Origin of the sequence: Streptomyces venezuelae (genome assembly GCF_008642355.1) — a bacterium.
Classification (GTDB): Bacteria; Actinomycetota; Actinomycetes; order Streptomycetales; family Streptomycetaceae; genus Streptomyces; species Streptomyces venezuelae_B.
Map to the genome: position 1 here is coordinate 6,904,162 of NZ_CP029193.1, position 20,907 is coordinate 6,925,068.

The window sequence follows — 20,907 nt, forward strand, 5'->3', positions numbered from 1 at the left end:
GGCCGCGCAGGGAATGGGGGACGGCGGCTTTTCCGGATGTTATCGGTTGCGAGCCACAACTGGGCAAGCCAGGAAGCCGAGTCCGCGGCTGAAGAGTGTTGACAGGGTGTGATCTTCTTCTCGGCGAAAGTGGCCCAAACCGGGCATCTAGCCCTGGAATCGATACTCTTCGAGTAGCCGTCGGCCAATGATCATTTTCTGGATCTCGGCGGTACCTTCACCGATCAGCAGCATGGGTGCCTCCCTGTAGAGGCGCTCGATCTCATACTCCTTCGAGAAGCCGTATCCACCATGGATCCGGAACGCGTCCTCCACGACTTCCTTGCAGTACTCGGAGGCGAGGTACTTCGCCATGCCTGCTTCGAGGTCGTTTCGCTCCCCGGAGTCCTTTTTGCGCGCTGCGTTCACCATCATCGCATGGGCGGCCTCGACCTTGGTAGCCATCTCGGCCAGCTTGAACTGGATGGCCTGGTGCTGGGCGATCGCCTTGCCGAAAGTGTGACGTTGCTGGGCATACGAGACACCCAGTTCGAAGGCACGCTGAGCGACTCCACAGCCACGAGCTGCGACATTGACGCGTCCGACCTCGACGCCGTCCATCATTTGGTAAAACCCTCGGCCGGTGACCCCGCCGAGCACACGATTGGCCGGAATTCGCAGTCCGTCCATGATGAGTTCGGTCGTGTCGACGCCCTTGTAACCCATCTTGTCGATCTTGCCGGGGATGGTGAGGCCGGGCCGGACCTCTCCGAAGCCGGGCTCCTTCTCCACGAGGAAGGTCGTCATCGACTTGTGGGGTGCCGTGCCCTCCGGGTGTCCTTCGTCACTCCGGCACAGAACGGCCACCAGGGTCGACGTTCCGCCGTTGGTGAGCCACATCTTCTGACCGTTGAGAACGTACTCGTCGCCCTCCTTCACGCCCTTGGACGTGATCGCCGACACATCGGAGCCGAGCCCCGGCTCCGACATCGAGAACGCGCCCCGCACCTCGCCGGCCGCCATCCGCGGCAGGAACGTCTCCTTCTGCTCCTGCGTGCCGTGCTGCTTGAGCATGTAAGCGACGATGAAGTGGGTGTTGATGATGCCGGAGACCGACATCCAGCCACGCGCGATCTCCTCGACGCACAGCGCGTATGTGAGCAGCGACTCGCCCAGACCGCCGTACTCCTCCGGGATCATGAGCCCGAAGAGACCCAACTCCTTGAGGCCGTCGACGATCTGCTGCGGATACTCGTCACGGTGCTCCAGCTCGGTCGCGACAGGGATGATCTCCTTGTCGACGAAGTCCCGGACCGTGGCGAGGATCTCCTGCTGGATGTCGGTGAGACCGGCGGTCTGCGCGAGTCGGCTCATGGGGTCACTTCTCCGCGTTCTTCGACGGGGCGTCGAGCTCCGGGCGGCCGGGCTGTTCGCCGCCGCGCTCCTTGATGTACGTCTCTGTGGGCACCATCACCTTGCGGCGGAACACGCAGACGAGCGTGCCGTCCTGCTTGTAGCCCTTGGTCTCCACGTGGACGATGCCGCGGTCGCTCTTGGACCTCGACGGCGTCTTGTCCAGGACCGTCGTCTCGCCGTAGATCGTGTCGCCGTGGAAGGTCGGAGCCACGTGCTTCAGCGACTCGATCTCCAGGTTGGCGATGGCCTTGCCGGAGACATCGGGCACGGACATGCCGAGGAGCAGCGAGTAGATGTAGTTGCCCACGACGACGTTCTTCCCGAAGTCCGTCGTCTTCTCCGCATAGTTCGTGTCCATGTGGAGCGGGTGGTGGTTCATGGTGAGCAGGCAGAAGAGGTGGTCGTCGTACTCGGTGACCGTCTTTCCGGGCCAGTGCTTGTACACGGCGCCGACTTCGAACTCTTCGTAGGTGCGGCCGAACTGCATGTGTCTTACGCCTCCGGGGCCTCGAACTTGGACGTGCGGGTCATCCCTGCCGCACGGCCCTTCCCGGAGATGACGAGGGCCATCTTCCGGCTGGCCTCGTCGATCATCTCGTCGCCGAGCATCGCCGAGCCCTTCTTGCCGCCCGCCTCGGACGTGTAGTACTCGTACGCGTCCAGGATCAGCTCGGCGTGGTCGAAGTCCTCCTGCGAGGGCGAGAAGACCTCGTTGGCGGCCTCCACCTGGCCGGGGTGCAGGACCCACTTGCCGTCGAAGCCGAGCGCCGCGGCGCGGTTCGCGACCTCGCGGTAGCCGTCGACGTTCTTGATCTGCAGGTAGGGGCCGTCGATCGCCTGGAGGTTGTTGGCGCGGGCGGCCATCAGGATCTTCATCAGGATGAAGTGGTAGGCGTCCGCCGGGTAGCCGGGCGGCTGCTCGCCGACGACCAGGGACTTCATGTTGATGGACGCCATGAAGTCGGCCGGGCCGAAGATGATCGTCTCGACGCGCTGGGAGGCCTCGGCGATCGCGTTGACGTTGTTGAGGCCCTGCGCGTTCTCGATCTGCGCCTCGATGCCGATCTTGCCGACCTCGAAGCCCATCGTCTTCTCGATCTGGGTGAGCAGCAGGTCGAGGGCGACCACCTGCTCGGCCGTCTGCACCTTCGGCAGCATGATGCAGTCGAGGTTCTGGCCCGCGCCCTCGACGACGGTCACGACGTCGCGGTACGTCCACTCGGTCGTCCAGTCGTTGACGCGCACGACGCGCGTCTTGCCCGTCCAGTCGCCCTCGTTGAGGAACTTGACGATGGTGTGCCGCGCCTCGGGCTTGGCGAGCGGCGCGCAGGCGTCCTCCAGGTCGAGGAAGACCTGGTCGGCGGGGAGGCCCTGGGCCTTCTCCAGGAAGCGGGGGTTCGACCCCGGGACCGCGAGGCAGGAGCGGCGCGGACGCAGGCGGTTGATGGGCGCGGTGGGCGCAGTCATGCGGGGACCTCCAGGGGGTCGAGGTTGTTCGCTTTCCGGATCTCGTCGACGATACGGCCGATGATCTCGGTGATGCCGAAGTCCTTGGGGGTGAAGACGGCGGCCACGCCCGCCGCCTTCAGGGCCTCGGCGTCGCTGTTGGGGATGATGCCGCCGGCGATGACGGGGATGTCGGTGGCGCCGGCCTTGCGGAGCCGCTCCAGGACGTCGGGGACGAGCTCGGCGTGCGAACCGGAGAGGATCGACAGGCCGACCGCGTGGACGTCCTCGGCGAGCGCCGCGTCGACGATCTGCTCGGGCGTGAGCCGGATGCCCTGGTAGACCACTTCGAAGCCGGCGTCACGCGCGCGGACCGCGATCTGCTCGGCGCCGTTGGAGTGCCCGTCGAGGCCCGGTTTGCCGACGAGGAAGCGGAGCCGGCCGCCGCCGAGGTCCTCGGCCGTCCGTGCGACCTTCTCGCGGACGAGGGCGAGCGGCGTGCCCTCCTCGGCGGCGACGGCCACCGGGGCGCTGGAGACGCCCGTAGGGGCCCGGAACTCCCCGAAGACCTCCCGGAGTGCCCCCGCCCACTCGCCGGTCGTCACACCGGCGCGTGCGCACTCCAGGGTGGCTTCCATGAGGTTGCCCGTCCCGGCTGCCACCTCCTTGAGCCGCTCCAGGGCCTTGCAGGGGCGGGGGTGGTTGAACGGCGGCTGGTAGCGGGTGTCGCGCCACTGCTTGAGCGCGTCCACGACACGGGCCTCGACCGCCGGGTCGACCGTCATGATCGCGGCGTCCAGATCGGAGGTGAGCGGGCTCGGTTCCGTGGACTCGTAGGAGTTCACGCCGACGATCTTCTCCTGGCCGGACTCGATCCGGGCCCGGCGCTCCGCGTGCGAGGAGACGAGCTGCGACTTGAGGTAGCCGGACTCGACGGCGGCCATCGCGCCGCCCATCTTCTCGATGCGGTCCATCTCCGCCAGGGAGTCCTCGACGAGCGAGGCCACCTTGGCCTCGACGACGTGCGAGCCCGCGAAGATGTCCTCGTACTCGAGCAGGTCGCTCTCGTGCGCCAGGACCTGCTGGATGCGCAGCGACCACTGCTGGTCCCAGGGCCGGGGGAGACCCAGCGCCTCGTTCCAGGCGGGCAGCTGCACGGCACGCGCGCGTGCGTCCTTGGAGAGGGTGACGGCCAGCATCTCCAGCACGATGCGCTGGACGTTGTTCTCCGGCTGGGCCTCGGTCAGACCGAGGGAGTTGACCTGCACGCCGTAGCGGAACCGGCGCTGTTTCGGGTTCTCGATGCCGTACCGCTCGCGCGTGACCTGTTCCCAGATCCGCCCGAACGCCCGCATCTTGCACATCTCCTCGATGAACCGGACTCCCGCGTTCACAAAGAAGGAGATGCGGGCCACGACGTCCCCGAACTTCTCCTCGGGAACCTGCCCCGAGTCGCGTACGGCATCGAGAACCGCGATGGCGGTGGACATCGCGTACGCGATCTCCTGGACCGGTGTGGCCCCCGCCTCCTGGAGGTGGTAGCTGCAGATGTTGATCGGATTCCACTTCGGGATCCGCGCCACCGTGTACGTGATCATGTCGGTGGTGAGGCGCAGGGAGGGACCCGGCGGGAAGACGTGCGTCCCGCGCGACAGGTACTCCTTGACGATGTCGTTCTGTGTCGTCCCCTGGAGCTTGGTGATGTCCGCACCCTGCTCCTCCGCGACCACCTGGTAGAGCGCCAGGAGCCACATGGCGGTGGCGTTGATCGTCATCGAGGTGTTCATCTGCTCCAGGGGGATGTCCTGGAACAGCCGACGCATGTCACCGAGGTGCGAGACGGGCACACCGACCCGGCCGACCTCGCCGCGGGCGAGGATGTGGTCGGGGTCGTAGCCGGTCTGCGTGGGCAGGTCGAACGCGACCGAGAGGCCCGTCTGCCCCTTGGCGAGGTTGCGCCGGTACAACTCGTTGGACGCCTCCGCCGTGGAGTGACCGGCGTACGTCCGCATGAGCCACGGCCGGTCCTTCTGACGCTCTGTCATCTTGCGCTGCTCCTCAGTGCGTTCAGACGTTGCGGAAGCGGTTGATCGCGTCGATGTGCTCGGCGCGCATCTCCGGGTCGCGCACTCCCAGGCCCTCTTCGGGCGCGAGGGCGAGGACGCCGACCTTGCCCTGGTGGAGGTTGCGGTGGACGTCGTAGGCGGCCTGTCCGGTGTCCTCCAGGGAGTAGACCTTGGAGAGCGTCGGGTGGATCTTGCCCTTGGCGATCAGGCGGTTGGCCTCCCACGCCTCGCGGTAGTTGGCGAAGTGCGAGCCGATGATCCGCTTGAGGGACATCCACAGGTAGCGGTTGTCGTACTCGTGCATGTAGCCCGAGGTCGACGCGCAGGTGGTGATGGTGCCGCCCTTGCGGGTGACGTAGACACTGGCGCCGAAGGTCTCGCGGCCGGGGTGCTCGAAGACGATGTCGATGTCCTCCCCGCCGGTGAGCTCGCGGATGCGCTTGCCGAAGCGCTTCCACTCCTTGGGGTCCTGGGTCCGCTCGTCCTTCCAGAACTTGTAGCCCTCGGCGTTGCGGTCGATGATCGCGTCGGCGCCCATGGCGCGGCAGATCTCCGCCTTCTGCGGGCTGCTCACCACACAGATGGGGTTGGCGCCGCCGGCGAGCGCGAACTGCGTGGCGTACGACCCGAGTCCGCCGCTCGCGCCCCAGATCAGCACGTTGTCGCCCTGCTTCATGCCGGCGCCGTTGCCGGAGACCAGCTGGCGGTAGGCGGTGGAGTTCACCAGGCCGGGGGAGGCGGCCTCCTCCCAGCTGAGGTGGCCCGGCTTGGGCATCAGCTGGTTGGACTTGACCAGCGCGATCTCGGCCAGGCCGCCGAAGTTGGTCTCGAAGCCCCAGATGCGCTGCTCGGGGTCGAGCATCGTGTCGTTGTGGCCGTCGGACGACTCGAGTTCGACGCTCAGGCAGTGCGCGACGACCTCGTCGCCCGGGTTCCAGGCGTTCACGCCGGGTCCGGTGCGCAGGACGACGCCCGCGAGGTCGGACCCGATGATGTGGTACGGCAGGTCGTGGCGCTTGGTGAGCTCGCTGAGCTTGCCGTAGCGCTCCAGGAAGCTGAAGGTCGACAGCGGTTCGAAGATCGAGGTCCACACGGAGTTGTAGTTGACCGAGGAGGCCATGACGGCCACCAGGGCCTCGCCGGGGCCGAGTTCGGGGATCGGCACGTCGTCGAGGTGGAGCGACTTGCGGGGGTCCTTGTCGCGGGTCTCGAGGCCCGCGAACATCTCCGCGTCCTCCTTGTGCACGGTGATCGCGCGGTACGACTCGGGCAGCGGGAGAGCGGCGAAATCTGCGGATGTGACCGTGGCCGAGCCACTCGCGGTCGCGGTCTGGGCCTGAATCGCGTCCAGGATTTCCTTCACGGTTTACCTCCGGCGGAAGCGCTGAGGGGGCGCTTTTTTCGAGGGGGATACGTCGGGGTTTGTTGCGATGCTCTGGAGGGGTGTGCCGTCGGTTCGGCGAAGGGTGGTGCTCGGCAACGCCTTGGTGTGGCGCGGGAGGTGCCTGTGACGCAGGCGTCCGGGCGCGCAAGCCGTGGCTTGTGGGGACAGCCGACGTACGCGAGATCTCTGCACGCCGGCCGCCCGGACAACATCAACGTATGGCACCGCGTGCCAACGGGCAAGACACTGGGTGCCATTATTTTTTGACCGATGATCGATCACCGCAGGTCAGAGGGGGTGGCGTGCACGACGAAGGGGGCGCTACCGAACGGTAGCGCCCCCTTCTAAGCCACGCATGAAGGCGGATCAAAACCTGCCTAGGAACACCCGAACGAACGCGCCGGGAGCCCCCGTGAAGACGTCAGGAACGCTCCCTGAGCGCCTTCTCGATGGTCCGCATGACCTCGTCCAGCGGCGCGTCCGTACGCGCCACGGCGACCAGCACCTCACCCTGCTCGGACACCGCCGCGGGCGTGGACGCAGGCATCGTGTCGCGGCCCGCGCCGATCCCGGTGCCGAAGGTCCGCCGGACGATCGCGAAGGCGTGGTCCAGCTGGGTCTCCACGTCGCCCTGGCCGCCCGCTCGCAGCCACCGCCGCAGGACGTGGTTGTGGGCGGTGACGACCGCCGACGCGGCGACCTCGGCGAGCAGCGGGTCGTCGTTGCCGTCGTGGTGCGCCTGCTCGTCGAAGTGGCCCAGCAGATAGCGCGTGAACAGCCGCTCGTAGCGGGCCACCGAGGCGATCTCGCGCTCGCGGAGCGTCGGGACCTCACGGGTGAGGCGGTAGCGCTCCACGGAGACCGCGGGCGACGCCGCGTACATCTTCATGACTTCCTTGATGCCCCGGCACACCGTGTCCAGCGGGTGCTCGTGCGGCGGGGCCGCGTTGAGGACGGCCTCCGCGCGGATCAGGGTGTCGTCGTGGTCAGGGAAGATCGCCTCTTCCTTGGAGCGAAAGTGCCGGAAGAAGGTCCGGCGGGCCACCCCGGCCTGCGCGGCGATCTCGTCGACCGTCGTCGCCTCGTACCCCTTGGACGCGAAGAGCTCCATGGCAGCGGCCGCCAGCTCCCTGCGCATCTTGAGCCGTTGAGCGGCGGCACGGCTGCCCGCGGCACTCTCGGGAGCGTCGGGGGTTGCGTTGCGTGAGGACTTGGCGGCCTTGGACATGCCATGAACGTACTGCATATGCGCGCCACGGTGCTCCTGAGGGACAGGGCTGCCCGAGGGTTCGAGCAGCCCGCCCCAGTCCGTCCGTTCCCCCGGTCGCTCCTCGGCCTGCTCAGCGCCGCGCATATTCGCGGAAGCCACGGCCCGTCTTGCGGCCGAGGCAGCCCGCGGCCACCAGGTGTTCGAGCAGCGGCGCCGGGGCCAGGCCCGGGTCGCGGAACTCGCGGTGCAGGACCTTCTCGATGGCCAGCGACACGTCCAGGCCGACGACGTCCAGGAGCTCGAAGGGCCCCATGGGGTAGCCGCCGCCCAGCTTCATCGCGGCGTCGATGTCGTCCAGCGACGCGTAGTGTTCCTCGACCATCTTGATCGCGTTGTTGAGGTACGGGAACAGCAGCGCGTTCACGATGAAGCCGGCGCGGTCGCCGCAGTCCACCGGGTGCTTGCGGATCTTCGTGCACACCTCGCGGACCGTGGCCCGCACGTCGTCCCCGGTCACGACCGTGCGGACGACCTCGACCAGCTTCATGGCCGGAGCCGGGTTGAAGAAGTGCATGCCGATCACGTCACGTGGCCGCGACGTGGCGCGGGCGCAGGCGACGACCGGCAACGAGGACGTCGTGGTCGCCAGGATCGCGCCCGGCTTGCAGACCTTGTCGAGCGTCGCGAACAGCTGCCGCTTGATGTCCAGGTCCTCCGCGACGGCCTCCAGGGCCAGATCGACGTCCGCGAACGCCTCGTACGACCCCGCGGGCGTGATCCGCTCCAGCGTCTGCGCCGCCGCCTCCGCCGTCATCCTGCCCTTGTCCACGGAGCGGGACAGGGACTTCCCGATGCGGGACTTGGCGGTCTCCGCCTTCTCCTCGGTCCGCGCGGCGAGCACCACGGAGAAGCCCGCCTTGGCGAAGACCTCCGCGATGCCGGACGCCATCGTCCCCGAACCCGCGACACCGACCGAGCGGACCGTGCGGCCCGGGGCGCGCTCCTCGTCCTCCACGGGGGTGAGCGCGTCGCGCACCACCTCCGAGCTGCCCGCTTCCGCGTACGTGTAGAAGCCGCGGCCCGCCTTGCGCCCGGTCAGACCTGCCTCGCTCAGCTGCTTGAGGATCGGCGCGGGGGCGTGCAGCCGGTCCTGCGACTCGGCGTACATGGCGTCGAGGACCGTGCGGGCGGTGTCCACGCCGATCAGATCGAGCAGCGCGAGCGGGCCCATCGGCAGGCCGCAGCCGAGCCGCATCGCCGCGTCGATGTCCTCGCGGGACGCGTACTTCGCCTCGTACATCGCGGCGGCCTGGTTGAGGTAGCCGAAGAGCAGCCCGTCGGCGACGAAGCCCGGCCGGTCGCCGACCGCGACGGGCTCCTTGCCGAGGGCGATCGCCAGATCGGTCACCGCGGCGACGGCGGCGGGCGCGGTCAGCACGGACGAGACGACCTCGACCAGCTTCATCGCGGGCGCCGGATTGAAGAAGTGCAGGCCCAACACCCGCTCGGGGCGCGCCGATTCGGCAGCGAGACGGGTCACGGACAGCGCGTTGGTGCCGGTCGCGATGATCGTCTCGGGGCGCACGACGGCGTCGAGCTCGCGGACGACCTGCTGCTTGATCTCGTACGACTCCGGGACGACCTCGATGACCAGGTCGGCGTCGGCGGCGGCGCGCAGGTCGGTGAAGGTGCGGAAGCGGGTGAGGACGCCGCGGCGCTCCTCCTCGGTGAGGCGCTCTCGGCGCACGGCGCGGGCGGTCGAGGCCTCCAGGGACTCGACGGCGCGGGTGGCCGCGGCCTGGCAGATGTCGATGCCGATGACCTCGCGGCCCGCGCGGGCCAGGACCTCGGTGATGCCGGTGCCCATCGTGCCCAGGCCGATGACGGCGACGGTGTTCAGGGGAGCATTCAGGGGAGCGTCCATGCGTGGACTCCAGGAAGAGAGTGACGACTGAGGGGCGCGCGGGTACGGCAACTGCCGCACGGCGGGCGGGAGGTGGTGCGTGTCGTGTCCGGGCGGCACGCAGGGCACGCCCGGTGAAGAAAGTCGACCGGCTCTGTCCCGGAGCCACGTCGTACTGAGGTACGTGAAGTACCGAACCGACCAACACTCACGGCGGCTGCGTCACCAGGCCACCGCGAGGAAAGAACTGCTACGGGGAGTGTGCCCCGCTCACATGAGACTAACCGGCGAGTAACGAGCGCGCCAGCCCGCGGTGTTTTCCCGTGCCTGTGATCTACATCGCGACCACCGGTAAGGCTTAGGCTCGCGACCATGGATGAGGAGTTGCGGACGGTGACGGAACGCTTACGGGCCGAGGCGGGCGGATCCAAGGAGTACGAGAGGCTGCTCGCCGCGGAGGATCCCGACGAGCTCGCCGAGGTGCTCGTCTCGCCGGGGCAGCCCCTGTGGGCCAGGGAGTTGGCCGCGGTCAGACTCGGCGTCGCGGGTGACCGCAGAGCCTTCGAGTCGCTCGTCCTCCTCCTGAACCACCGGGACCCACCACGCTGCGCCGCCGCGGCCCACGCCCTGGCCCGCCTCGGCGACCCGCGCACGGCACGCGCGGCCGCCGCTCTGGCCACGAACGAACTCCGCGTCGCCTACGCCCTGTATCCCGTGCGGCTGCTCACGGAGCTGCGCGCCCCGGAGTCGGCGCCCGCGCTGATCACCACGCTCCAGCGCAGACTGGCCCCGCACGACCCCTTCGGCAAGATCGCGCTGGCCTGCGTGGAGGGACTCGGGGCGCTCGGCGACGCCCGCGCCAGGCCGGTCCTGATGGCCGCGCGTGGCCACCCCCGCCTGGCGGCGGCGGCCTCGGCGGCCCTGGCCCGCCTCCCGCAGGACGACGACCGCACCGGCTGACGGCTGCTCCGGCTGTCGGCTGCTCCGGCTGACGACTGGTGCGGAGCGACGGCTACTCGGGCACCACGGCGAACGCCTCTATCTCCATCAGGAACTCGGGCCCCACGAGCGACGCCACCTGCACCGCCGAGGCCGCGGGGAGTCGCTCGGGGTCGAGGAAGGCGTCCCGCGCGGCGCGCACGGCGGGCAGGTGCGCCATGTCCGTCACGAAGTACGTCAACTTCACGACGTCGTCGAAGGTGGCGCCCGCCGCCGCGAGGCACCGCCGGAGGTTCTCGAAGACCTGCCGTGCCTGCGCGGCCGGGTCGCCCTCGCCGACCGGCCTGCCGTCCTCGTCCAGGGCCAACTGGCCGGAGATCGCGACGAAGCGGCCCGATCCCGTGACGACGTGCGTGTACGCGGTGGCGGGGGCGACGCCCTCGGGGGCGTGGATGTGGGTCAGTCGGCTCATGTGCCCATCGTGGACCACGGGTGTGACAGTGCCCTCGGCCTCGCGTTCCGCGAGGGCTGCGGCTCCGGGGCCGGCCTGGCCTCGCACACCGCCGCGGCCTCGCCGTCGCCGGTCGGCACCTTGCCGTCCGTCAGGTAGACCGCCAAGTGCCGGTCGAGGCAGGTGTTTCCGCTGAGCGTGACGCCGTGGTTGCCGCCGCCCTGTTCGATCACCAGGCGTGAGCCCCGCAGCTTGCGGTGCAGGTTCACGGCTCCGTCGTACGGGGTGGCCGGGTCGTCCGTGCCCTGGAACAGCAGGACGGGCGGGAGTTCGGTGTTGGCGACGTCCGGCGGGCTCAGGTGGTGCGTCGGCCAGAACGCGCACGGTGCGTTGTACCAGGCGTTGTTCCAGGTCGTGAACGGGGCCTTCGCGTGCATCCGGACGTTGTCGTCGCGCCACGTCCGCCAGTCGCGCGGCCACTGCGCGTCCCGGCACTGCACCGCGCTGTAGACGCTGTAGCCGTTCTCGCCCGCGGCGTCCACCGCACCGAACGTGTCGTACGCCGCTACGAGCGGTGCGCTGTCCCCGTCGTTCACGTACGCGGCGAACGCGGCGGCCAGGCGCGGCCAGTAGCCGTTGAAGTAACCGCCCGGCAGGAACGTGTCCTCCAGTTCGGCGGCGCCCACCTTCTTGCCCGCGGGCTTCTCGGCGAGTGCCCCGCGCATCGCGTACCACTTCGCCTCGACGCCGCCGGGGTCCTTGCCGAGCCCGTAGGTGGCGTCATGGCGGGCGATCCAGGCCATGAACGCCTTGTGGCGGTCGTCGAAGGCGCGGTCCTGGCGGAGGTTGTCGTCATACCAGACACCCGTCGGGTCGACGAGGGAGTCGAGCGCCATGCGCCGCACGCGGTGCGGATGGAGCCGTCCGTAGAGGGCGCCCAGGTAGGTGCCGTAGGAGTAGCCGAAGAAGTTGATGCGCTCCGCGCCGAGTGCCGCGCGGATGGCGTCCATGTCCTGGGCCGCGCTCACCGAGTCGATGAAGGGCAGGACGTCGCGGTACTTCGTGCCGCACGCCGTCGCGAACGCCCGCGCCCTGCGCAGGTTCTCGCGCTCCAGGGCGGCCGTTGCCGGGACGGAGGCGGGGCGCACGGGGTCGAAGTGGCCCGGCCTGCAGTTGAGTGCGGGCCTGCTCCTGCCGACCCCGCGCGGGTCGAAGCCCACGATGTCGTACTGCGCGGCTGTCTTCTCGGGCAGCGACTTCGCGACGAACCCCGCCATCGAAAGGCCGCTGCCGCCGGGGCCTCCGGGGTTGACCAGGAGTGGCCCCTGGGAGGTCTTCGCGGTGTGCGGGACGCGGGACAGGGCGAGGGTGATCTGGCGCCCGTGCGGCGCCCGGTGGTCGAGGGGCACCTTCAGGGAGGCGCACTGGAGCGTCGGATATCTCTTGGTGGCGCACTCCTGCCATGCGAGCGGGCCGCGCTCCGCCGGTGCTCCCGACGCGGACGGCACCGCCGCGGCCAGCGTCGCCGTCACGGCGGCGACCGCGCACAGTACGAGGGCACTCTTCTTCATCCGGCCTCCCAGAGCGGCGGGTTCGCGCCCCGGGGGGGCCGCGATCTCCGGCGCATCCTCCCGGACCGCCTCCCTGAAGAGCGCCCGTCCCCGCCGGGAACAACCCGAACGGGGCAAGCCGGTCAGAGCAGCGTGAGCTGAGTGGGTCCCGCGGCGGGTTCGGGCTCCTCCGGGACCCGGATCCGGCGGGCGACGCCCGCGCGCGTGGGACCGATGCCGAACTCCTCGGCCAGTTCGTGCACGTGGCGGGTGATACGGCGCTGATACCACTTGGGGGCGTACGCGCCCTCCGCGTACAACCGCTCGTACCGCCGCACGAGGTGCGGATGGTGCCGACCCAGCCACGCCATGAACCACTCCCGCGCCCCGGGCCGCAGATGCAGCACCAGCGGCGTCACCGAGGTCGCCCCCGACTCGGCCACGGCCCGCACCGTCGCGCGCAGCTGGTCCGGATGGTCGCCCAGGAAGGGGATGACCGGCGCCATCAGGACGCCGCAGCCGATGCCGTGCTCGGTGAGGGTGCGCACGGCGTCGAGGCGGCGTTCGGGCGCCGGGGTGCCCGGCTCGACCGTGCGCCACAGCTCCTCGTCGACGAAGCCGACGGACACGGAGATCCCGACGTCGGTCACCGCGGCGGCCTGCCGCAGCAGGTCCAGGTCGCGCAGGATCAGGGTGCCCTTGGTCAGGATGGAGAACGGGTTCCCGCGGTCGCGCAGGGCCGCGATGATCCCCGGCATCAGCCGGTAGCGGCCCTCCGCGCGCTGGTAGCAGTCCACGTTCGTGCCCATGGCGATGTGGTCGCCGTGCCAGCGCGGCGAGGCGAGCTGGCGCCGCAGCAGTTCGGCGGCGTTGACCTTGACGACGATCTGGCTGTCGAATCCGAGGCCCGTGTCCAGGTCCAGATAGCTGTGCGTCTTGCGCGCGAAACAGTAGACACACGCGTGCGTGCACCCCCGATACGGGTTGACCGTCCATTCGAACGGCATGCGGGACGCGCCCGGCACGCGGTTCACGATCGACTTGGCCCGTATCTCGTGGAACGTGATCCCTCTGAACTCCGGGGTGTCGAACACCCTCGTCGTCACCGCGTCCGCGCCGAACAGCGCGGCGTCCGCGGTGCCGCGGCGCGGCCCGTCGGAAAGGTTCTCCCAGCGCATGACGCCTCCTCGGTAGCACTGACCACAGAATAGAACATACGTTCCCTTGATCGTGCGACCCTCGGCCGTTCACCGCGTTCCGCCAAGCGCGACCCCGCGCCGGGCCGCACGAGTCGCTCGAACCGGCACCGTCCTCGAAGCAGCGGATCCCGGGCCCGGCGGCGGCGCGGACCGCCGCCGGACCCGTTACGACCGGTCCGCCGTCGGGCGGTCCCGCCGCGCGATGGATGATCGGAAGCATGCTCGTCGAGTCCCTGTCCGTCGCAGCCCTGGCCGTCGTCCTCGTCTGCGCCGTCGTCCGCCCCTTCCGCTGGCCCGAGGCCGCCTTCGCCGTGCCCGCCGCCGGTGCCGTGATCCTGGCCGGGGCGATCCCGCTCGACGACGTACGGGAGGAGGCCGCCCGGCTCGGGCCCGTCATCGGCTTCCTCGCGGGCGTCCTCGTCCTCGCCAAGCTCTGCGCCGACGACGGGCTCTTCCGCGCCTGCGGCAACTGGATGGCACGCCGTGCCGCGGGACGGCCCCGCACCCTGCTCGGCGCCGTCTTCGCCCTGGCCTCACTGATCACCGCGACCCTGAGCCTGGACGCCACCGTGGTCCTCCTGACCCCCGTCGTCTTCGCCACCGCCGCCCGCATGGGGGCCCGCCCCGCGCCGCACGTCTACGCGAGCGCCCACCTCTCCAACACGGCGTCGCTGCTGCTCCCCGTCTCCAACCTGACGAACCTCCTCGCCTTCACCGCGACCGGGCTGAGCTTCACGCGCTTCGCGCTGCTCATGACGCTGCCCTGGCTGGTCGCCATCGCCGTCGAGTACGTCGTCTTCCGGCGGTTCTTCGCCACCGACCTCGACGCGCCCGCCGAGGGCACCGAGCCCACCGAACCGCCGCGGATGCCGCGGTTCGCCCTGGTGACCGTCGCCGCCACCCTCGCCGGCTTCGCCGTCGCCTCCGCCGTCGGCATCGAACCCGCCTGGTCGGCCGCGGCCGGTGCGGCCGTCCTCGCGGTACGGGCCCTGCTGCGCCGTCGTACGACCCCCGTGGCACTCCTGCGCTCGGCCCAGCTGCCGTTCCTGGCCTTCGTCCTCGCCCTCGGCATCGTCGTCAGGGCCGTCGTGGACAACGGCCTCGGCGACGCCCTCGGCCACGTCCTGCCCGACGGCACCGCGCTGCCCGCGCTGCTCGGCACCGCCGCCGTCGCCGCGCTGCTCGCCAACCTGATCAACAACCTGCCCGCCGTCCTCGCCCTGGTCCCGCTGGCCGCCCCGGCGGGACCCGGAGCCGTGCTCGCCGTGCTCATCGGCGTGAACATCGGACCCAACCTCACCTACGCCGGATCGCTCGCCACACTGTTGTGGCGCCGCATCGCCCACCAGCACGAACACGACGTCAGCCTCGTGCGGTTCACCCGCCTCGGACTCCTCACCACCCCTGCCGCCCTCGTCCTCTCCACCCTCGCGCTCTGGGTCTCCCTGCGCCTCCTGCCCGGCTGAGCACGGCCCTCGCGGGACCCCCGATTTGGGAGGCCGGTGCGGCGGGTGGTTGGCTTTCCGCGAAGTCCCCGAGTCACAACTGCTGGAGGAAGTGCAATGGCGCAGGTCGAGGCGGTCACCGAGCGGATCATCACGGCACAGCCGGACGATGTCTTCGACGCGCTGGCCGACTACAACGGCACGCGGGAGAAGCTCCTTTCGGAGCACTTCAGCGAGTACGAGGTGCGCGAGGGCGGCGACGGCGAAGGGACCCTCGTCCACTGGAAGCTCCAGGCCACCAGCAAGCGCATCCGCGACTGCCTCCTGGAGGTCAGCGAGCCCACCGACGGCGAACTGGTCGAGAAGGACCGCAACTCCTCCATGGTCACGACCTGGACGGTGACCCCGGCGGGCGAGGGCAAGTCCCGCGTGGTCGTCACCACCGTGTGGAACGGCGCGGGCGGCATCGGCGGCTTCTTCGAGAAGACCTTCGCGCCCAAGGGCCTCGGGCGGATCTACGACGCCGTGCTCACCAACCTCGCCGCCGAGGTCGAGAAGTAGCTCCCGGACGGGGTGAGCCGCCAACTCCCGCCTACGCCATCAGGGTTGTTGTCACGCTCACCGTTTCGAGTGGTTTTCTGTTCGGCTCCGTTGTACGCCGTAGGGCTCCGACCGGCGCATACGCCCGCGGGGCCCCACGCGACGCCGACTCGTCGCGCTTGCTCCCAGTTGTCGCGTAATGCGAGAAATGGGCGGCGCAAGCGCGACGAGGGGAGCAGTACGTGGGCGGGACGACGCTGGTGCAGGTCGCCGAGCGGGACGAACGGCGGAACGAGGCGGCCGGGCCGGCCCCCTCGCCGGGCGGCCGGTCGGACGGCGGGACGGATGGCCGGAGCGCCGGAGAGGTGCCACCCGGGCCACCCCCGCCACCCGCGCCCCATGACTCCGCGGCCGAACACCTCAGCCCCGGCCGCGTCCGGATGGTGTTCGTCGGGCTCATGCTCGCGCTGCTCCTCGCCGCGCTGGAGCAGATGATCGTCGCCACCGCGCTCCCGAAGATCGTCGGAGAGCTGCACGGCCTCGACAAGATGTCCTGGGCGATCACCGCCTACCTGCTCACTTCCACCATCGGCCTGCCGATCTACGGCAAGCTCGGCGACCTCTTCGGGCGCAAGGGCGTCTTCCAGTTCGCGATCGTCGTCTTCGTCATCGGCTCGGCGCTCGCCGGCTGGTCACGGACGATGGACCAGCTGATCGCCTTCCGCGCCCTCCAGGGGGTCGGCGCGGGCGGCCTCATGATCGGCGTCCAGGCGATCATCGCGGACATCGTGCCGCCCCGGCAGCGCGGGCGCTACATGGGTCTGATCGGTGCCGCGTTCGGCCTCGCCTCGGTCGCGGGCCCCCTGCTCGGCGGCTTCTTCACCGACCACGCCTCCTGGCGCTGGTGCTTCTACTTCAACGTGCCTTTCGGGCTCGTCACCCTCCTCGTCGTGTCGCTCGTCCTGAAGCTGCCCAAGCCCACCGCGAAGGCCCGCATCGACGTCCTGGGCGCGCTGCTGCTCGCCGCCGCCTCCACCTGCCTCGTCCTGCTGACCAGTTGGGGCGGGACCGAGTACGCGTGGGGCGACCGCGTCATCCTCGGGCTCGGCGCCGGTGCGGTCGTGGCGAGCGTGCTCTTCCTCGTCGCCGAGAAGTTCGCGGCAGAACCGATCATCCCGCTGCGCCTGTTCCGTGATCCGGTCTTCAACCTCACCGGTCTCATCGGCATGGTCGTCGGCATCGCCCTCTTCGGAGCGGCCAGTTACCTGCCGACCTTCCTGCAGATGGTCGACGGCGCGAGCGCCACAGAGTCAGGACTCCTCATGCTGCCGATGATGGGCGGCATCGTCGGGGCGTCGATCATCTCCGGGCAGCTCATCAGTCACACGGGCCGCTACAAGATCTACCCGATCCTCGGCGGGGTCCTCTCCGTCGTCGGCATGTGGCTCCTCTCGCGCCTGGAAGTGGACACGACCCGGCTGGAGTACAGCATCTGGATGGCGGTGCTCGGCGCGGGCATCGGCCTGGTCATGCCGGTCCTGGTGCTCGCCGTGCAGAACGCGGTCCGCCCCACCGACCTCGGCACCGCCACGAGCGCCAACAACTACTTCCGGCAGATCGGCGGCAGCGTGGGCGCCGCGATCTTCGGCACGCTCTTCGCCAACCGGCTCGCCGACGCGCTCGCGGACCGGCTCCCCGCCGGTTCCGGCGCGGCCGTGCCCGACGCCGAGTCCATCACCCCGCAGCTCGTCCACGGGCTGCCCGCGCCGCTGCGCGACGGCTACATCCAGGCCTACGCGGACGCGATGCCGCGGATCTTCCTCTACCTGGTGCCGGTGCTCGTCCTCGGCATGCTGCTCGCCTTCTTCCTCAAGGAGACCCCCCTGTTGTCCAGCGCCACCTCCACCAACGCACCCGCCGCCGACACCGCGACCCTCGGCGCCGTCCCGCAGGCCCGCGCGACGGCGTACACCGCAGGGGTCCCGGTCTGCGGCACCGTGCAGCACCCCGACGGCACCGTGGTGCCGCGCGCCGCCCTCACTCTCATCGACGTGGCGGGACAGCAGATCGGACGCGGCGCGAGCGGTGAGGACGGGCGGTACGCCCTCGCCACGCCGGGCGCCGGATCGTTCGTACTGATCGCGGCGGCCGGCGGGCACCAGCCGCAGGCCGTCACCGTCACCGTCGGGGAGCGGCCCGTCGAGCTCGACGTGGTCCTCGGCGGGGCGGGCCGCCTCGCCGGGACCGTGGTGACCGCCGACGGGACGCCCGTCAGGGACGCCGCCGTCACCCTCACCGACGTCCGCGGCGAGGTCGTCGCCACCACCCGCAGCGGGCGCGAGGGCAGCTACGTCATCACCGAGCTGGTGGCGGGCGAGTACACCCTGGCCGCGAGCGCCCCCGCGTTCCGCCCCGCCGCGCTCCCCGTCACCGTGCAGGCCTCGCGCGAGACGCGCCAGGACGTCGAGCTCGCGGGCGGCGCCGTGCTGCGCGGCACGGTGCGGGCCGGCGGCGGGCGACCCGTCGAGGACGCCCGCGTGACCCTGCTCGACGCGGCGGGGAACGTCGTCGACACCCTGACCACCCAGGCGGACGGCACCTTCCGTTTCGTCGACCTGTCGTCCGGCGAGTACACCGTGATCGCGGCGGGTTACCCGCCGGTCGCCACCGTCCTCCAGGTCGCCGGCGGCGGCCGCACGGAGCGGGACCTGCAGCTGGGTCACGAGGACTGAGGGGTTCCGTCGGCGGGTCCGGAAGGCGGGCACCGGCGGGGCGCCCCCGGGGGGCGTGCGCCGGTGCCCCGCGCGGTCCGGGCCAATTCCCGCAATGCCCCGCACGGCAACCCGCGACCCCCGTACGGTGGTTGGTGGCGGCTCAGATCTTGCGCTGCCGCGGGAAGGAGCATGAGCCATGGAACAAGGCACTCCGGGCGGGCCGCCGACGCAGAGTGCCGCGTCCGGCCGCATCCCGCTCGCCGTGGTCGTCGTGGACGGCGCCGGACTCGTCTCGCACTGGAGCGTCGGCGCCCGCCGCCTCTTCGGGTACGAGAAGGAGGAGGCCGTCGGCCGCCCGGTGGGTGACCTGCTTCCGGTGCACGGCGCCATCCCCGAGGACCGCGAGTCCTACGGAGCGTTCGACGGTCTCGGGCCCGACCTGGAGACCTCCCTCGACCGGCGCATCTCCTACCCGGCCGCCGGGCGCGCGCGGCTCACCGGGTCGAGGACCGGCGGCGACTGCCGGGTCGACGTGCTCTGGTGGGCGTACCCCCTGATCGGGCCGGGACCCGAGCGGCTCCTCGTGCTCGCGGCGGACGCCGCGCGACTGGCGGCGTACGACGGACCCGAAGGCGCGCGCACCGAACGAGACGTGCAGGTCGAGCGCATCGCACCCGGCTTCGCCCTCCACACGGACTTCCCCGGCGCGGACGAACTCGCCGCCCGCCTCCCCGAGATCCTGCCGAGCATGAGCGTGGGGGAGAGCGCCCGCATCGTCGCCCAGGTGCTGGAACTCGGCTACCCGGTCCTGGAGTTCAGCCACCACGACCGGGTGCCCGTCACCCCGGACTGGGGCGTCGCCCGCCGTGCCGAACGCAAGGAGCGCAGGCAGCGCGCCGCGCAGGCCGCCGCCCGCGGACTCCCGGTGGCCCCCGACGCCGTCGACGACGAGGGCGAGGACCTCGAGTACGCGGCCGTGCGCGAACGCCTCGAATTCCTCAACGAGGTCAGCGGGCGCATCGGCTCCTCGCTCGACCTGTCGCGGACCATCCTGGAGGTCAGCAGGGCCGTCGTGCCGCGCTTCACGGATGTCGCGGGCACCTATCTGCGCGAGCAGGTCGTCGCCGGTGAGGGGTTCCCCGAGGGACCGCCGGACGAGACCACGATGTGGCACCGGGTCGCGGTGGAGCACACCGACGAGCCCGGCCGCTGGGACGACGTGGTGCCGGTCGGCGAGTCCATGCCGTTCCCCGCCCACACGCCGTTCTTCCAGTGCATGACCTCGGGCGACCCGGTGCTCGTGCCCCGCATCAGCGAGGAGATGGGCAACGCCATCGCCTCCCAGTTCGAGAAACGCGACATCCGGCCGCTGATCAACCACCGCTCGATGCTCGTCGTCCCGCTCAAGGCGCGCAACGTGGTGCTGGGCTTCATGATCCTGCTGCGGCACCGGGAGCGGCCCGTCTTCAACGACATGGACCGCGTCACCGGCGCCGAACTGGCCGCCCGTGCGGGCCTCGTGCTCGACAACGCCCGCATGTACACGTACCAGGAGAGCGTCGCCGACACCCTCCAGGACAGCATGCTGCCGCACATCCAGCCACGGATGTCCGGCTGCGACATCGCCACCCGCTACCTCCCCGGCACGCTCCTCGGCCGGGTCGGCGGCGACTGGTTCGACTCCGTGAAGCTGCCCGGCTCCCGAACCGCACTCGTGGTCGGCGACGTGATGGGCCACGGCCTCAACTCGGCCGCCATGATGGGCCAGTTGCGCACGGCCGTGCAGACCATGGCCGCCCTCGACCTGCCGCCCGAGCAGCTCCTGCGCAACCTCGACGACCTTGCGCAGCGCCTCGGCGAGCACTATCTGGCGACCTGCCTGTACGCGGTCTACGACCCGATCGCGGGCGAGCTGCACCTCGCCAACGCGGGACACATCCCACCCGTCCTGGTGCGCGCCGCCGACGGCCGCAGCGAACTCCTCGACCTGCCCACCGGGGCGCCCATCGGCGTCGGCGGTGTGCCCTTCGAGTCGGTGACGCTGCGGGTGGCGCCCGGCGACCGGCTGCTCATGTGCACGGACGGATTGGTCGAGGTCCGCGGCGAGGACATCGGTGTCGGCCTCGCCACGCTCACCGAGTCCGCCGCGCACCCGGCCGCCTCCATGGACGACGCCTGCGACACGATCATCCGCGCCCTCAACACGCGCGGCGGCCGCAAGGACGACGTGGCGCTCCTGATGGCGAGGCTCAACGGAATCCCCGCCGAGAACGTCGCGCACTGGCGGCTCGCCGTCGACCCCGCCGAGGTGGGCAGGGCCCGCGACATGGTCCGCGCCCAGCTGCGCGGCTGGTCCCTGGAGGGGCTGAGCGACACCGCCGAGCTGGTCGTCAGCGAGCTCGTCACCAACGTCGTGCGCCACTCCCGCAGCAGCAGGATCGACCTGCGCATGGTCCGCTCCGGCGTCCTGGTGTGCGAGGTCGAGGACGAGGACCAGACCCTGCCGACGCTGCTCAGCGCGGGCCCGGGGGACGAGTTCGGGCGTGGCCTGCGCGTCGTGAGCGGCCTCGCGAAGGAATGGGGGACCAGCCGTACGCGGACGGGCAAGACGGTGTGGTGCGAACTGGCGCTGCCGCGGCGGTAGTCGGCGGCCTCGGGGCATCGA

General features: G+C 70.5%; 15 protein-coding genes. 5 read left to right on the forward strand and 10 right to left on the reverse strand.

Annotated elements, in window-relative coordinates:
* Positions 1–147 precede the first annotated feature (147 nt).
* The 7 genes from DEJ47_RS31605 to DEJ47_RS31635 form a co-directional block, all read right to left on the reverse strand.
* The gene (locus tag DEJ47_RS31605; protein ID WP_150174020.1) at positions 148–1,353 is read right to left on the reverse strand and encodes an acyl-CoA dehydrogenase family protein; all 1,206 of its coding nucleotides are present in this window, start codon (positions 1,351–1,353) and stop codon (positions 148–150) included.
* 4 nt (positions 1,354–1,357) lie between these two features.
* Positions 1,358–1,882: a MaoC family dehydratase gene (locus DEJ47_RS31610; protein WP_150174022.1), complete on the reverse strand. Its 525-nt coding sequence runs from the start codon at positions 1,880–1,882 to the stop codon at positions 1,358–1,360.
* Positions 1,883–1,887: 5 nt separating this feature from the next.
* Entirely contained in the window at positions 1,888–2,862 is a 975-nt protein-coding gene (locus DEJ47_RS31615) for an HpcH/HpaI aldolase/citrate lyase family protein (protein ID WP_150174024.1), read from the reverse strand.
* Entirely contained in the window at positions 2,859–4,886 is a 2,028-nt protein-coding gene (locus DEJ47_RS31620) for a protein meaA (RefSeq protein WP_150174026.1), read from the reverse strand. Before DEJ47_RS31620 ends, DEJ47_RS31615 begins: the two co-directional genes overlap by 4 nt.
* 22 nt (positions 4,887–4,908) lie before the next feature.
* Positions 4,909–6,270 (reverse strand): crotonyl-CoA carboxylase/reductase, encoded by a 1,362-nt coding sequence (gene ccrA / locus DEJ47_RS31625; protein WP_398338382.1) that lies wholly within the window; start codon positions 6,268–6,270, stop codon positions 4,909–4,911.
* Between the two features lie 442 nt (positions 6,271–6,712).
* The gene (locus DEJ47_RS31630) at positions 6,713–7,519 is read right to left on the reverse strand and encodes a TetR family transcriptional regulator (protein WP_190415661.1); all 807 of its coding nucleotides are present in this window, start codon (positions 7,517–7,519) and stop codon (positions 6,713–6,715) included.
* Positions 7,520–7,631: 112 nt separating this feature from the next.
* Entirely contained in the window at positions 7,632–9,425 is a 1,794-nt protein-coding gene (locus tag DEJ47_RS31635) for a 3-hydroxyacyl-CoA dehydrogenase family protein (protein WP_150174028.1), read from the reverse strand.
* A 351-nt stretch (positions 9,426–9,776) separates the two neighbouring features.
* On the opposite strand from DEJ47_RS31635, the gene DEJ47_RS31640 reads away from it, so the two are divergent.
* Positions 9,777–10,364: an adenylosuccinate lyase gene (locus tag DEJ47_RS31640; RefSeq protein ID WP_150174030.1), complete on the forward strand. Its 588-nt coding sequence runs from the start codon at positions 9,777–9,779 to the stop codon at positions 10,362–10,364.
* Between the two features lie 52 nt (positions 10,365–10,416).
* On the opposite strand, the gene DEJ47_RS31645 is transcribed toward DEJ47_RS31640, so the two are convergent.
* The 3 genes from DEJ47_RS31645 to DEJ47_RS31655 form a co-directional block, all read right to left on the reverse strand.
* Positions 10,417–10,815, reverse strand: a complete 399-nt coding sequence (locus DEJ47_RS31645) for a RidA family protein (RefSeq protein WP_150174032.1) — start codon at positions 10,813–10,815, stop codon at positions 10,417–10,419.
* Positions 10,812–12,365 carry an alpha/beta hydrolase gene (locus DEJ47_RS31650; protein ID WP_150174034.1) on the reverse strand — a complete coding sequence of 518 codons (1,554 nt, stop codon included), beginning with the start codon at positions 12,363–12,365 and terminating at the stop codon, positions 10,812–10,814. The genes DEJ47_RS31645 and DEJ47_RS31650 overlap by 4 nt, the downstream gene beginning before the upstream one ends.
* Before the next feature lie 122 nt (positions 12,366–12,487).
* A complete protein-coding gene (locus DEJ47_RS31655; RefSeq protein WP_150174036.1) occupies positions 12,488–13,522 on the reverse strand; it encodes an Rv2578c family radical SAM protein in 1,035 nt (344 codons plus the stop codon).
* A gap of 239 nt (positions 13,523–13,761) precedes the next feature.
* On the opposite strand from DEJ47_RS31655, the gene DEJ47_RS31660 reads away from it, so the two are divergent.
* The 4 genes from DEJ47_RS31660 (at position 13,762) to DEJ47_RS31675 (ending at position 20,886) form a co-directional block, all read left to right on the forward strand.
* A complete protein-coding gene (locus DEJ47_RS31660; protein WP_150174038.1) occupies positions 13,762–15,009 on the forward strand; it encodes an SLC13 family permease in 1,248 nt (415 codons plus the stop codon).
* A gap of 96 nt (positions 15,010–15,105) precedes the next feature.
* The gene (locus tag DEJ47_RS31665) at positions 15,106–15,549 is read left to right on the forward strand and encodes an SRPBCC family protein (protein ID WP_150174040.1); all 444 of its coding nucleotides are present in this window, start codon (positions 15,106–15,108) and stop codon (positions 15,547–15,549) included.
* A 221-nt stretch (positions 15,550–15,770) separates the two neighbouring features.
* Positions 15,771–18,260, forward strand: a complete 2,490-nt coding sequence (locus DEJ47_RS31670; RefSeq protein ID WP_398338377.1) for an MFS transporter — start codon at positions 15,771–15,773, stop codon at positions 18,258–18,260.
* 178 nt (positions 18,261–18,438) lie between these two features.
* A complete protein-coding gene (locus DEJ47_RS31675) occupies positions 18,439–20,886 on the forward strand; it encodes a SpoIIE family protein phosphatase (protein ID WP_150174042.1) in 2,448 nt (815 codons plus the stop codon).
* The last annotated feature ends 21 nt before the right edge of the window (positions 20,887–20,907 follow it).